Source organism: Bacillus norwichensis, assembly GCF_014836955.1.
GTDB classification, from domain to species: domain Bacteria; phylum Bacillota; class Bacilli; order Bacillales; family Bacillaceae_C; genus Siminovitchia; species Siminovitchia norwichensis.
On record NZ_JACSPV010000043.1, the window covers coordinates 1 to 14,429 of the forward strand.

General features: G+C 36.0%; 9 protein-coding genes and 2 pseudogenes. 2 read left to right on the plus strand and 9 right to left on the minus strand.

The features are described from left to right. The 7 genes and pseudogenes from H9631_RS18050 to H9631_RS18080 form a co-directional block, all read right to left on the minus strand. Positions 1–1,180: hypothetical protein (locus H9631_RS18050; RefSeq protein WP_191815297.1), on the minus strand; the 1,180-nt coding region annotated here is incomplete at its 3' end. Between the two features lie 481 nt (positions 1,181–1,661). Beyond that, complete coding sequence (locus tag H9631_RS18055; protein WP_191815299.1) at positions 1,662–2,708, minus strand: response regulator; 1,047 nt, start codon at positions 2,706–2,708, stop codon at positions 1,662–1,664. 939 nt (positions 2,709–3,647) lie between these two features. After that, entirely contained in the window at positions 3,648–3,962 is a 315-nt protein-coding gene (locus tag H9631_RS18060) for a hypothetical protein (protein WP_191815301.1), read from the minus strand. A 643-nt stretch (positions 3,963–4,605) separates the two neighbouring features. Continuing rightward, positions 4,606–5,250: a methyltransferase family protein gene (locus H9631_RS18065; RefSeq protein ID WP_191815303.1), complete on the minus strand. Its 645-nt coding sequence runs from the start codon at positions 5,248–5,250 to the stop codon at positions 4,606–4,608. A 22-nt stretch (positions 5,251–5,272) separates the two neighbouring features. Next, the gene (locus tag H9631_RS18070) at positions 5,273–6,070 is read right to left on the minus strand and encodes a MerR family transcriptional regulator (protein ID WP_191815304.1); all 798 of its coding nucleotides are present in this window, start codon (positions 6,068–6,070) and stop codon (positions 5,273–5,275) included. A 478-nt stretch (positions 6,071–6,548) separates the two neighbouring features. Continuing rightward, positions 6,549–7,073, minus strand: coding sequence for a GNAT family N-acetyltransferase (locus tag H9631_RS18075; RefSeq protein ID WP_191815306.1), 525 nt, complete (start codon positions 7,071–7,073; stop codon positions 6,549–6,551). A 422-nt stretch (positions 7,074–7,495) separates the two neighbouring features. Further along, positions 7,496–8,008, minus strand: a pseudogene (locus H9631_RS18080) (sensor histidine kinase); the annotation flags it as partial. Between the two features lie 705 nt (positions 8,009–8,713). Between H9631_RS18080 and H9631_RS18085 the strand changes: the two are divergent. Next, positions 8,714–8,888, plus strand: a pseudogene (locus tag H9631_RS18085) (manganese catalase family protein); the annotation flags it as partial. A 65-nt stretch (positions 8,889–8,953) separates the two neighbouring features. Here H9631_RS18085 and H9631_RS18090 read toward each other — a convergent pair. Both H9631_RS18090 and H9631_RS18095 read right to left on the minus strand, forming a co-directional pair. Beyond that, a complete protein-coding gene (locus H9631_RS18090) occupies positions 8,954–9,271 on the minus strand; it encodes a hypothetical protein (RefSeq protein WP_191815308.1) in 318 nt (105 codons plus the stop codon). Positions 9,272–9,339: 68 nt separating this feature from the next. Then, positions 9,340–9,669 carry a hypothetical protein gene (locus H9631_RS18095; RefSeq protein ID WP_191815310.1) on the minus strand — a complete coding sequence of 110 codons (330 nt, stop codon included), beginning with the start codon at positions 9,667–9,669 and terminating at the stop codon, positions 9,340–9,342. Between the two features lie 157 nt (positions 9,670–9,826). Here H9631_RS18095 and H9631_RS18100 point away from each other — a divergent pair, with 157 nt between their 5' ends. After that, complete coding sequence (locus tag H9631_RS18100; RefSeq protein ID WP_191815312.1) at positions 9,827–14,413, plus strand: cation-translocating P-type ATPase; 4,587 nt, start codon at positions 9,827–9,829, stop codon at positions 14,411–14,413. Positions 14,414–14,429: the final 16 nt, after the last annotated feature.

Sequence of the window (14,429 nt, forward strand, 5' to 3'; positions counted from 1 at the left end):
CTGCGTCGGCATCGGCGGCAGCATCAGCTTCGGCATCGGCATCGGCGTCAGCATCGGCATCGGCGTCAGCATCGGCGTCAGCATCAGCGTCGGCGTCAGCGTCGTCATTTACATTTTCATGCAAAAAATAAGTTCTATTATCCGTCCCATCAAGAATGTTTTTTCCATCCCCAGTTGTTTGATAAGCATCAAATAAATATACTCCACTAGGTAAATTTTCAACAGTTTCCTTTAACTTGATTTTAATTGAAAAACCTTGAGGTATTCCAATAAGTGCTTCAGAAACTAACGCGCTAGTAGCATAACTAAAATTCCCATTCTGATCATAGGAAACACTTTTGAATTTATCATCTCTTGTTTCTATTAATACTTCACTTATAAATGGAAGTAATTTTTCATCAATCTTAAACTTGAATTGACCATTTTTATGTTTCAATGCATTTAACTTATAATGCATCATATAATCCAATGTAATTTCTGTACCCTTTGGATTGTTATTAGTAACTGTAAACCCAGATCCAGTGACTAAATTAGTATCTTCCTTTATAATTTTAGAATCTTTTGTTTCAAAATAAGTACTATCCGTTGTATCAACCACAACTTTATTATTTTTGTCAAAGAGAGCAATATCAACAGTATAGAAATCATTTTTTAAGGTTTTGATTTCGTCTTTAAGAATAATCTTAATATCGAATTGTTGGTTTACTCCAATAAGGCCTGTTTGTAAAACATCGCTGTTACTAAAGGAATATGTTCCTCCTGCCAGACGTTTTGCCGAAATCCAATCCTTCCCTTTTTTAATACGTACATCTAAAATGTGATCCTTTAAATCTTCATCAATAGTTAAATTGAAGTTCGCATTTTTTAACGCTGAAGACATATTTAATACATAGTGTGTATAGTAAGTAAGATTTATTTCCGCTTTATTTACATCATGATTTCTCGCTTCAAGACGTCCATATTTAATATATTTATAATCTACTTCCTCATCATAAATACTTGAAGAAAAAGGTTGAATGAGAGGATTGGACTTTTCAGGTTGTGAAGCCATGGCATTCACTGGAATAATTGTCTGTGTTGCTGCTAGTAAAACTACTGCAGCTATAGAAGATTTTTTCTTATAATTGCTCATCTGTTTTTTATTCATTCGCTTTTTGTAATCTAATTTTGATTTCCTCATCTAGCTTACTTCCTTTCAATAATTTTTTTAAATAAGTCTCGCTTCTTTTATTCGCTGCATAATCTCAGCATTAAAAGTGCTTATCTAATTACTAGACTTTTCCAGAAAAAGTAAAAAACTAATTTTCATTTCAAACTATTGATTCAATCTAGTTATAAAAAGTTGACATAAGTCACTCCCCTCATCCGTTCGCGTTCGTAAAAGACTTTCACTGACGAATGAAAATAGCAGCGAATCAAAGAGATAAGCGCGTTCCCAGCCACAATTGAAATTATGCCCAATGATGTTAAACCATTTCTAAACACCAAAAGACAAAACTATTTAAAATAAGATAATATTATCTTTTTACATACAAACTAATTCGCTGAAATAGCTGTATTACAACAACTTAAAATTTCGTTTTAATATTCTGGAATATATAAAATAGAAAAAGCATGTAATGAAACCTCAACGGTCATTACATGCTTTTAAGCGATTGAAACTATTTAATTAATTGCTTTTCAATTTTTTTGAGTCTAGCGTATTGCTTAATGGCTTTATCTACATCTCCAATTTCATTATAGATATTCAACAAAAATTGATGACTTTTTTGCTCAGTTGAATCAATCGCCTGAATATCATAGCAAAGTTGTATAGCTTGTTCGTGCCATTTATTAGAGGCGAAGAATTCGATTAGTTTATATGTATTATTTAACCACATATTATGAAGCCGGACTCTTTCCGATTGTGCCCAGACGTAGTCTTCATCTTCTAAATAGGGTCTATATTTCTTCACCATTTCAAGTACGATTTCCTGGTTGTCCATATTAATAGTAGGGAATTGATTCAATATACGCTCCCAGCGCCATACATCGATATCGGCTTCACTCAAATGCAAATAATACCCTCCAAGCTCTCGAAGCAGTTTAATCGCCGGTCCTATGGAAGATAAGGCTTTACGCACATGATATATTGTCGTATAAAGTAATGCGGTTGAATCTTTTTCTGATAGATATGGCCAAAGCTTTTCAATTAACATCTCTTTACTCATTGACCGATTGTTATTATGTAATAAGAAACAAAATAGTTCCTTAGATTTAGTTGTTCTCCATTTAATACTTGTATGAGTCTTACTCGACCTGTTTATTTGCAGCTTTCCTAAACATTGAATATGAATCTTTTTATCATTATAATTAGCCGCTAGTATACGGTTAAGAGATTTCCTTAATCTCACTAAGGTAATGGGTTTTATTATATAATCTAACGCATTTATATCAAATGCTTTGACAGCAAGGTTACCATTGTTTGATAAGAAAATAACTTGTACAGAATTATCATAGGACTTGATAAACTCTGCAAAATAAATTCGATTAGTTTTTTCAATATCAATATCAATAAATATCGCGTCAACCCTATTCTTTTTGAGATATCCTAAAGCCTCTGTAGAATCATAAAAAAACACAATATTACTAAACATCTCTGTATTTTTTAAAATATTACACAGATACTCTTTTTCTTCTAAACGCCCCTCTAATACTAGAATATGCATTCTGCCCCTCCTAGAATACAATAAAAATGCAATCCCAAAGAATCATGTTTTATCTGCATATATATTCCCTAAGAAAGAGATTTATTTTTTAGATATATTCTATACCCGGAATTTCAACAATTTCTAAACAAGAATCTTAGAAACATCAATCAGGAGCCCAGACTTTTCTTGATTCCCCTTCCTAGAAGTTGCAATCTGTTTACCATTTCATCCTTTTGCTTTTTCAAAAATATTCCTAATTATTGCGTTCAACATAAACCAATCTCATCATTTTATACACGATTTTCCTTTGGGATTAATTAACATTTCTTTAAAATTGTGAGAATTTATCTTGTGAAAAGAAGAGAGGAACACAAATAAGTGTTCCTCTCAAAGATAAGAAGTCGGAAAGGTAAATTCAAAAAGCGTGCTATTATGAACCGACTCTTACATTCCTAATATTTCTCTAATAAATATCGACTACTGGGTGAAAAAGCTATAAACCTTATTCATTTCACACAAATGCTTTATAGCATAAAGTACGGACGATGAAACAAACTTAAACACTTGGTTTCATCATTATTAAAGAAATGAACATATAGCGAATTTAAGAATCTCAATTATGAGATATTTAGTCATACCTTGAAAGCTGATCCAGCTTTACAGTAAGGAGAATGTTTTAGAATACTCTTAAATAAAGTGGATTTGAAGCAAGTGCTTCAAATGACTTTTCATCTCCATATAGAAAACCAACTGAAGGAACCCTTCACCCTTTTAAAACCATTATCCCACCCAGTTTAAGGTCACTAAACATAAACGTGAAGATACTTCACCAAGTTAATTCCTTCTAACCTTTATGAAAGTAATGTCTGCTGCCCAGATATATGTAAATGATGCACTCTATTTTTTATGTATTGACAGCCTTTAATCAACTTAACTCAGCGCCTAAATATTAATATGTTAATTTGATGCTCTGCCACGATATAAAATCAAGGTTATTACATTTAATATGACTGTAACAATGAGAAGAACTGCTGCAAAAAACGCCACCGCCCCTGTTATGTCCATTAAAGCAGACCAATCCCCTAGCTTAACTAAATGATAGTTATAGAAAATCTGAAAAAATAGTGAAATGGCGCAAGCACTAAGACTTATAATGGAAAGAGATGCCCAATTTTTATGGTTCTGCTTTGTAAATCTCGTGAGGGTAACAACAGGGAGTACCCAGGCCATTACCCCAAGTAAAAGACTAAAAAGATTCAGATAGCCAATCATAACTAATCCCCCCTTACATTTTTTGATTTCTTCATTAGTATTTTACATCATTACTTTAAGTCCTGGATTTATAAAATAGAATTTTTTTAACCTCTTTATTTTTTATTAAGACATGATAAAAAGAATACCAATCAAACAATCTCCGAAAATTTGAAACTATAATTGGGGGAAGGCAAATGGCACCACCAGTCCTGTTTCTGACTGGTCTTAATGGGCTCGATTCCCACACCCGAAAGTCTAGATATCCCTTTGAAGGTTGATATGATAATCTTCTTTACTGAATAAGTATAAAATATGTATGAAAATTGTAAAAAAAGACACTCCGATTAGTTTTTCTTGGTCGGGGTGTCTTCCATCTCACCATCTTCATTTAAATACTCTGCATTAGCTATTTCCTACTCGATCCAATCTTGCCATTCTTTCCAAAACCTTCTCCTCTTCTCTTCTGTAACGTTAATAATTAAGCCTAACCAAAAGTACCTTATAAAACCATGTTTTGCGATAAATACATTTTGAAAAAAATTTGATGATTTTCTAATTGTGATCCTCCAGAATCGCGAATAAGAAAACCTTGGAATTATCTAAAATAAACTTTCCCCTCTGTAAAGGACAACTTGAGAAAAGCTCAAAGCTTGTTACTGATTTACCAGATAAACGGAATTAGTTTTTTTGTTTTCTGTTTATATACTGTAAATTGTTCTCCGTACTTGTTCTGTAAATAATCATCAGATTTTGGAATATAGCCGAAAATAAATACTAAGAATAGACCTAGAGGGATAAGCAAACCATAAATATTGTTAGAGATTAGCGCTAAGCCTAGCACCCAAAGGCAATCCCCAAGATAATTAATATGAATCGCATATTTAAATAAACCGCCTGTATATAGCTTACCTTGATTTACAGGATTGTCTTTAAAAGGTTTTCTAAGTAACTCTGAAACTGTGTTTAACATACTGCCTCCAATAAACAATATCCAGCCTATAGTAAGTATTATTAAATTTGAATCCTGATTACTCATAATCATTAAAATGGGGAAACCTAAATAATAAATCCCAAAAGCTATACTGTTCATGATAGCTTCTTGCCATGCAATACCTCTAGGCAACCATATAAACATCATAGCTGTTAATCGTAAAGCTGTAATAATTAAAGCAATAAAAAGCCCTAGTGAAATGCCTGATTTGTCATAAGTAATGAAAAGCAAATAATATGCAATGATTAAATAGATAATCTCAGCAACTAAAATCAAGATTTTTTCTTTTATCGTTGGCTGGTTTATACCATACATTCTGATACGCTCCTTCATTTATTCATTTTATGGGAAAATATACTTCTATGATATTATTCTCTTCTGGTGTGCTATAGGGATTCGTTTGATAAACTTCAAACGGAATGCCATTCAGTTTATAGTTATTTTCTTTAATCCAAACATGTAGTTTTGTATGAATAGAAGGTAACTCATCGTAAGAACCAATAAGCGTAGCCATTGCACAAAGGCCAGGATTAAACACTTTTGTTTTATTTGTGGCCTCTGCAAGGGGAATTGCAATTTCTACATCATAATTTTCGGGTACATATTCTGAACTATGGAAAATAGCAAGTGGTTTTGCAATAGGTAATAAATTTTCAAACAAAATTTTACTAAACAACTCATTAAAGTGTGTTTGGAAATCTGCGGTATTAATTTGTTTTCGTTGAGATACTATATTATAGGTTAAGTGATTCACAAGTTTAATCTCAATCTGATCTAAGTAACCCATAATATTTTCCTCTTCATCTAACTGTTGAATATCAAGCTTTAATTTTTTTAATAGTGAAGAATAAAATGTTATCTGTTGTGCTAGATTTTCTTGTTTGGCTTTCATTTTAGAGTTAAGAAATTCGATATTCTCCCAATTAGCTAAAATAACCTTGATTTCTTCAAGCGAAAATAAATAGGTTTTTAATCGCGTAATCAATAAAGCTGTTTCTAATTGGGAGATATTATAGTAGCGATAGCAATTTTTAGCGTCTATGAAAGCGGGCTTTAATAGACCAATTTCATCATAGTAGCGAAGCGTCTTCAGAGTGAGATGTGAGATCTTTGAGAACTCACCAATTGAAAGCATAACAATCACCTCCTGTTATAAATTACTTTAAATATAATGTTTCCCGTAAGGGGAAGGTCAATCAATATAGTTAAATTTTCTTATTGCTAAGACAATGCTAATTCCATATCAACCCTTCCATCGAACTGTGTAATGATAATAAAGTTGTTAAATTCTGACAGGGTTGTCCCACAATCACGCCAACAAAGATTGATCAAAATACGCTTTTTCTATACTCAATTGAAACATCCTCTTATAAAAAGTTTGATCATTTTTATGATCCTTGCTAAATTAAAGCGCCCTTAATCAAATAAGGGAAGCGACCGCTCTTATTGAACAATCGCTCCCCTTTAATCTAATTAAAAAAGCTTAGCTTTCTTATCTAATACCTTTATTGCTCTTTTTCAAATCTACACTTATTCCATTAAAGCCTCTGAAAGTTCAATAACTAAAGTCATTTTAAATTATTGGTTTTTAAAAATTCATTAAACCTGTTTTTTTACTTTAACAGAGAGTAAACATCCGTATCAAATGGTATATCATTTTGGTACATATACTTTTTTAGCGTACCTTCCTTGGTAAATCCTAATTTTATTAATAAATGGCTCGAAGCTTTATTTTCAACAAAAACAACTGCACCTATACGTTCTAATCCAAGTTCTTGAAACCCATAAGAAATCACTTTATCAACAGCTTCACTAGCATATCCATTGCCCCAATTTTCTGGAAATAACGCATAGCTTATGTTCGCTCTTTTATGTTCAAAAGACCACTCTTGCAAACCAATAGTCCCTATAATAGTACTGGTTTCTTTTAGTTCAATGCCCCATTTTATTCCATTTTTTTCTTTGAATTGTCCTGCGAAATTTTTAATGATTTGTTTTACCTGTTCTATACTTGTTAGAGGTTTCTGACCGTAATAACGTAATACATCATCATTCGAGAAACACTTTAATATAACTTGAGCGTCCTTTTCAACTAATTCCCTTAATACTAACCGTTTCGTTTCAAGTACAGGAAACATTCTACCACCCCTTAAATAAACATTTGAATGTCTTATTTAGATGCATCTAACATAATATCCCATATTTCCTGATAGAGCTATTCTGCCATTTAGTTAAGTGAGAAATTTCACACCCCCTCTGTTTTGATCGATTTTTCTTAAAACACGTTATTCCACAATCTCGCCCGTTTTGTGGAATAACATAATGGGGTTCAGGCAAAATAGCGTTTTTAAATAACTTTATTGTAAATCAACATTTTAGAAAATATATAAGTATAGCCTTATAACTACAATTATTTTCCCCCTCCTTCCATTCTTCCCTACCTTCTGTTGTTAAAAGATTCATCTTAAGCAAAAAAGGTTAAAAAAAGCCTCAAAATTTTTATGGATTATGAAGTGCCGAAAAAATTTAATACCAGCTTACTAATAAGGCCTGTAAGCTGTTACTCTTTCAAATTATGTCCGATTGTAAAGGTCAGCCACTCTCCTTTATAATCTATGGTTAAGGTTCCGCCATGAATCTCAACAATTCTTTTTGATATGGCAAGTCCAAGACCTGCCCCTCCATCCTCTCTTCTTGCTCTATCCCCCCGATAAAAACGTTCAAATAATTTATTAACGTCTTCAACCGGAAGATCCTCTACCCGATTGGAAATCGACAAAAACGCTTTAATGCCATCTGAATCAAGATTGATCTTTATGAAGGAGGGTTTTATACTATATTTTTTGGCGTTCATCAAAAGGTTATCATATACACGTACCATTTCTTCTACATCCATGATAACCAGTAGATCTTCATCAGTAATTGATTTCTGAATACGTAACCCTACTTTTTCGAAAATCGGAATGTATTCACCCACCACCTGTTCCAATAAACCGCTCAATTCAACTTCAGTAAGGTTTAATATGACATTAGGACTTGTCAGCTTGGTATATTCGAATAGTTCATAGATCAGTAGAAAATCCTGTTATATCAAGTTTTAAACTGTTATGTAATGGCGTCCCAGGAGGACGTACTTTATACCTGGCCAAACCCTTATATATCAATAATTTAATATGTAAAAAATGTGTAAAATGAGATTGTGAATGTAAAAAAACATACCTATTAGTTTTTCTTTTTCGGAGTGTCTTTCATTTCACCATCTTCATTCAAATACTCCGCATTAGCTTTTTCCCACACTGCCCATATTTTTTCTGTTTTTCTTTTTCCCCATTGTTCGCTTGTGTGGAGATAAAAACAGGTATAAATGTGGTTCTTATGTCATTAATTATGGTGGTAAATATCATTTTTCTCACAGTGGGATGAATTAAAAGAACAAATCATAAAAGAAGTCGAATTAATGACGAAAACATCTACAAAGGAACTCGAATTGAGAATTGCAAAAAACAATGAATCAAATGAAATTCAAGAAATTGAAAACGCCCCAAACGACTGACTATCAAATGCAAAGACAAATTAAAGCTTATTCAATTGGATTAATTGAGGATGAGGATTTAAAAGCATCTACAGAATACGGGAAAGAATAAAGTGGCGAATTATTACTCCCTGACATAACAAGCCTTAACAGGAGAAAACGAAATCTACAACTGTACAGTTGATTGATTCACTCATACTTACTGATGGCTATGTAGATATTATTTGGCGTGCTTAATTTATATCTATTAAGACAAAAGACGATCCAATCGCTGATTTGTATGAGGATATAGCCGCTGAAGAAAAAGCTCATGCTACGTACCAATGGATCATTAACATGATCGACGGATTGTGCTTTTTTAAGAGAACGGGAGATCATTTATTCCCAACGGAAGTCAGTAGAAATTTTGAAAATGAGATAGGAAAATGTTATTTTAATTTTTATATTGAAGGTGACTGTCACCGAATGACAGTCACCTTCATTTTGTCAAGCTTTCCTATTTACAACCATCTGGCTGCTTACCATATTCCCTAATTGATGTCCGACGGAATGGCCCAACTGCCCTCCCACAATGGCTCCTGCCACGGAACCCACTGCTGTTCCAACACCTGGAAAAATAGCTGTCCCTAGCATGGCACCATACTCGACTCCTGCCATGATTCCTAAGGTACCTGTCATGTTTTTCGTAGTACCGGCAGTGTATTGATTTTTATCCAAATGACCATTTCTTAGTTTTTTATGATCTTGAATCTGGTTGACTGCCCCGGCAATTAAACCGGTCCATAATGAACCTCCTTGAAGCATTTACTGTCCCTCCTTTTTCCCCTTTAGAGTTCCCGCATAAGGTTGAAATACCAATGGAAAAAATTATGTTATTTATAAACTCCCTCTGTTCTTTGAAGACTTGTCTTTATGTATTCATTGCTCAATACATTCCTGACATTTTTATCAATCGTTCTATTTTGTTCCTCCGCTGCTTCCATTAAATATTTAAAGGAATCAGTGATCTTTCGCTGTCCCTTTTTGCTTTTGTTTGCAGATTTCTTTTCCGTCATTTCTGCTTTCGCCGATTCAATGAGCCCGATCATGGATGCCATGCCTTTTACAAGCCATTGCCTTAAAGTTTTTCTTGCATTTGGTGATTGAAAGATTAGGGTTAAAGCATAAACAAGAAACAGCCCAATCAAAGTGCGCCTATTCATATAAATTTTCTCCTTTTTAGGAAATAATGTCCCCTATCTTTCCAAAGTTATTCCCATTCCTTCACTGGAATAAAAAAAGAGCACTGCCCCATAATATTTTTTAACCTGGCTTTTAGAGCAGCCATATAAATATAGATAATAGAAGGGGCGTTCATATATGTATCAAAACCACCTAAAAGAGAGGTTTATAAGAATTTTGCCAGGCCGAATTCGCCTCGATGTGGCCGGCCTTAAAGGTAATGAAAGCCTGGCTCTATTTATACAAGAAAAGATAAAAATGGCTAAGGGTCTTATCAATGTCATTCCAAATATCAATTCGGGACGTGCCCTGATCCTCTTTAGACCTGATATGCCTGCCCATCAAGTTATCGAGATTGTTGAAAAATATGAAATGGAATATTTAAAGCGAACAGACAGGAGCGAACCTGCTGGTAAACTGACTATCAATAAATCGTATCCGGAAACATCTGGAATTATTTTTAACAAGGCCTCTGGCGAAAGACACCGTGTCCCTATTCCTTTGCTTGTTTCGGCGGGATCTTTTTGTGTGTTGGGAATCAAACAGATCATTGCCGGAAAATCAGCTTTGGCCGTATCACCAGTATCCTTTTATGCTGCAGCCGGATTTTCTGTATTAATTGGATATTCTTTTTTACGAAACGGGTTTAAAAAGGTGGTAAAGGACAAGAAGAAAAGTGACTTTATACTAGGGTCCAGTATTTTTGCCATTTCTATTATGCGGGAAAACTTAGTCATGCTGGCAGGATTAGGCCTATTGCAATACCTTAATTGGAAACTGGGCCGGCCTGTATTTTCTTTCGGTAACTCGAATGAACATGCGAACTACTCTCGCGAAGTAAGAAATTATAGTGAAAAAACAAGTAAAATCGGTATGCTACTTGCAGGGACTACATTATTACTGACAAGAGACCCTCTTCGATTCCTGGCTGTATTATTTGCGGTAAATCCAAGGCCAGTAACTTTCTCAAATGAATATACATGGAGCAACGCCGAATATATTGCAGAGCAAAACGGGTTTGCGATTCCGGAAAATGGGTCATTGTCCCAATTGGTACAAACTGAAACAATATTATTTGAGGACACTGCACAAATTTTTAAGGAGCAGAATCAAGATAAAGTTCAGTGCGTTACAAAAACCTATGATGAAAGCAAATTGTGGTGTCTGGCTTCATCACTTTTGAAAAAAAGTCACCATTCGTGGAAGAGCGCAATCATCGATTCTTCCGGCAAAAGGAACGGAACCATCCGGACAGCATTTAACGTAAAAGAAGGAAACAATGGAATTCAGGGAATAATAAGCAATAACCATGTTTGTATGGGAAATATGGAATATTTGAAAGAAAACGGATTGGCAAAACATGAATATATGTTTGAAGCTAGAAAATGGGAAAGAGACAGTCACGATTTACAATACATCTTTCAAGATGGTGAATGTCTAGGATACTTTATAAGAAACGGTCTCTCTTATACAGAGGCGTTTACTCGCCTGAAAAAAAGCATGGATAGCCGCTGGAAAGTCGGTGTAATTCAGAACAGCTTGAATATATGCCCGAAAGAACTGGAGAAAAACGGGATTGATTTAAAATGGCTGTATATGGACAAAGAAGAGATTGCAAAGCGAATAAATGATTTAAGAACTGCTGGAAAAGATGTCTTAGCAGTGAAAAAAGAAAGCTTCCATAACTATTCAAGTAACAATTGCCCGATTCCGACTACAACTTTTGAAGGTTTTAAAGATCTTCCTTCTTTGATGAAGTTTGCAAAAAAAATGAACAACATATTAGATCAGCAGCTGTCAATTGCAAAAATGTGGAATGCAGCCGGTTGCCTACTGGCTCTTCCCTTATCCTATTCAGCGCCCTTGATTCATGCCGTTGCAGATACATTCAATCTGATCTTCATGATACGGGGAATGTATTTCAGTAAAAAATATGCCCCTGATAAAAATCCTGAACTGATTGCCCAACAGGAAGTTGCTGCAGCTATCAGTCATACAGAGGAAAGTCATACCCTGGCTTGGCACTTTCAGCCTGTCAATGAGGTTCTGTCAGCTTTTTCAGTGAATAAGGATGACGGATTATTCAATGAGCAGATTGAAACATTAAAAAAACAGTTTGGAAACAATCAACTGCATACGAATAGCAGGACTCCATTTTCGAAAACTTTGCTGGAACAATTTAAGGAGTTTACAACAATTGTTTTACTTGGGGCATCACTTTTGTCCATTTTTACCGGCGGGATTGTTGACGGGATTGCCATGGCATGTGTTCTCATTGTGAATGCCCTCATTGGTGCAGTTCAGGAGCAAAAAGCCGAGCGAGTTGTCGAGTCATTAAATCAATTTCAGCCTCCGATGTGCCGTGTTGTTCGGAATGGTCAACAAATAGAGTTATCCGGAACCGAATTAGTTCCTGGGGATATCGTTTCTTTTGAACCGGGTGATCGGATTCCGGCAGATATCCGTATAATCGAGGCATGGAATTTGGAAGTGAATGAAGCGGCATTGACCGGAGAATCACTTCCGGTGGAAAAAAGCCCTGATGAGCTGGAAGATGACTGCCCTCTTGCTGAGCAAAAAAATATGTTGTTTTTGGGTACGAATGTGACGCGAGGAAAAGCAGTCGGAGTTGTAGTCAGAACAGGGATGCATACAGAAATCGGCTATTTAATGTCTCTTTTTAGCAACGATGATAAGGAATTGACTCCTTTGCAGCAAAAGGTGACATCCATTTCTAAAGTTTTTTGCAAAGGGGCCGTAGTAGCGGGCATCTTCGTTTTTATTGCCGGACTTTTACGCGGAATACCTATACTAGACATTATTGCTACTTCTGTCACACTCGCTGCATCAGCCATTCCTCAGGGCCTGCCAATTGTTATCACAATTGCATTAAGTGCTGGTGTTTATAGAATGCTGGAGAAAAATGTCCTGATCCGCAAACTGTCTTCCTTGGAGACTTTGGGAAGAACAACAATCATTTGCTCCGACAAAACGGGGACTTTGACAAAAAATGAAATGACCGTAAAAGCTGTCAGCACCATCGGTGAAGATTGGGAAGTGTCTGGCAGCGGCTATGAGCCAATTGGTGCTATCAAAAACAGTGATGAACAAAAAATAAATGCATCTGACCACCCTGACCTTGAGCAGCTTCTTAAAATAGGGTTGCTTTGTAATGACAGTCTATTGGAAAAGACGCCAAAAGGCTGGGTAATACAGGGCGATCCAACAGAAGGGGCCCTTTTAAGCCTGGGGGCCAAAGCGGGGAAAACAAAGGCAAATATGGTTCATTGGATCCGTTATAATGAAATTCCGTTTGATTCAGGAAGAGGAACGATGAGCGTAGCTTGCCATGAAGAGAAACAGGGCAAAGACTGCTATATATTTACAAAAGGGTCCATCGAGGCAATTATGAATAGATGCAACCAATACCAAAAGGACGGAAAAGTTTTCCCTCTAACAAAAGAAATAAAGGAGTGGGTCATAAGCCAAAATAAAAAATATGCAGAGCAATCATTAAGGGTTCTTGCTTTTGCATACCGCCCAATCCAATCTGGTCATGAAAGTGAGCAAGTTAAAGAAGAGGAGTTAATTTTTGTGGGCCTTACGGGAATGATAGACCCGCCTAAACAGGAGGTCAAGAAAAGTGTACAAGATGTGATCAGGCTTGGAGTAAAGCCAGTTATGATTACAGGTGACCATCCTATAACGGCCTTTGCCATTGGCAAGGAATTAAATATCGTAACTGATTCAGCTGAAGTTCTTTCCGGAATGGAACTGGACCAACTGAGTGAAGAACAGCTCGTAGAAAAAATAAAAGATGTCTCTGTTTTTGCAAGAGTATCCCCTGAGCAAAAATTACGGATTGTCAACGCCTACCAAAAGCTCGGCCATATTGTCGTGATGACGGGTGATGGTGTGAATGACAGCCCTGCTATTAAAAAAGCGGATGTCGGCGTTTCCATGGGGATTGCAGGAACGGATGTAACAAAAGAAACTGCGGATATGGTGCTGAAAGAGGATGACTTCGCCTCTATTGTGGATGGCATTAAGCAGGGAAGAACAATCATCGGCAATATCCGAAAAGCATTAGGTTGTCTTTTAACCGGGAATCTATCCGAAATTTTAGTCACGACCACAGCAGTATTGATTGGGCTCCCGATACCATTGGTTCCCATCCAGATATTATTAATGAACCTGTTAACGGATGCCATTCCGGCAACGATTCTGGCTGCAAACCCGGGCAACAAAAATTTGCTGACAAAACAGCAGGATATTGCCGACAGGTCACTTTTTCAAAAAATTGCAGTGCGCGGATTACTTCTTTCCGCAGGTGTTGTTGGGATCTTTGCATATAGCCTGTCAGCCGGTAAGCCTTTAGCTATCGCGCAAACGATGGCTTTTGCCACATTGGTTGCGGGACAGCTTGTACAAACATTTTCATGGAGACAAGAAGGCACCATCGGACCGTTGGCTGATTGGAAAAAAGACCAGTACTTTATAATGGGACTAGGCATCTCCTGGCTTGCTTTGGGCTTAGTGATGTATATCCCTCCCCTTGCGTCCGTATTTCAGACAGCACCACTGACGCTTGGGCAATGGCTGCCTCCTCTGTTGGTTGCCGGTTCAGTACCGTCTGTTTCAAAAATGATTCAGCCGGCCATCGAGCGTCACTTAAATCATGTTAATGACGGAAAACCGAAACCCGCGCTCCAGCCAGTCATTTAGCCTTTATAGGAAGGAG

What these genes read in the sequence shown, in the direction of transcription:
- H9631_RS18095 (WP_191815310.1), bottom strand. Translation starts at nt 9,669, where the DNA reads ATGAATAGGCGCACTTTGATTGGGCTGTTTCTTGTTTATGCTTTAACC.
- H9631_RS18060 (WP_191815301.1), bottom strand. Translation starts at nt 3,962, where the DNA reads ATGATTGGCTATCTGAATCTTTTTAGTCTTTTACTTGGGGTAATGGCC.
- H9631_RS18065 (WP_191815303.1), bottom strand. Translation starts at nt 5,250, where the DNA reads ATGTATGGTATAAACCAGCCAACGATAAAAGAAAAAATCTTGATTTTA.
- H9631_RS18055 (WP_191815299.1), bottom strand. Translation starts at nt 2,708, where the DNA reads ATGCATATTCTAGTATTAGAGGGGCGTTTAGAAGAAAAAGAGTATCTG.
- H9631_RS18090 (WP_191815308.1), bottom strand. Translation starts at nt 9,271, where the DNA reads ATGCTTCAAGGAGGTTCATTATGGACCGGTTTAATTGCCGGGGCAGTC.
- H9631_RS18100 (WP_191815312.1), top strand. Translation starts at nt 9,827, where the DNA reads ATGTATCAAAACCACCTAAAAGAGAGGTTTATAAGAATTTTGCCAGGC.
- H9631_RS18070 (WP_191815304.1), bottom strand. Translation starts at nt 6,070, where the DNA reads ATGCTTTCAATTGGTGAGTTCTCAAAGATCTCACATCTCACTCTGAAG.
- H9631_RS18075 (WP_191815306.1), bottom strand. Translation starts at nt 7,073, where the DNA reads ATGTTTCCTGTACTTGAAACGAAACGGTTAGTATTAAGGGAATTAGTT.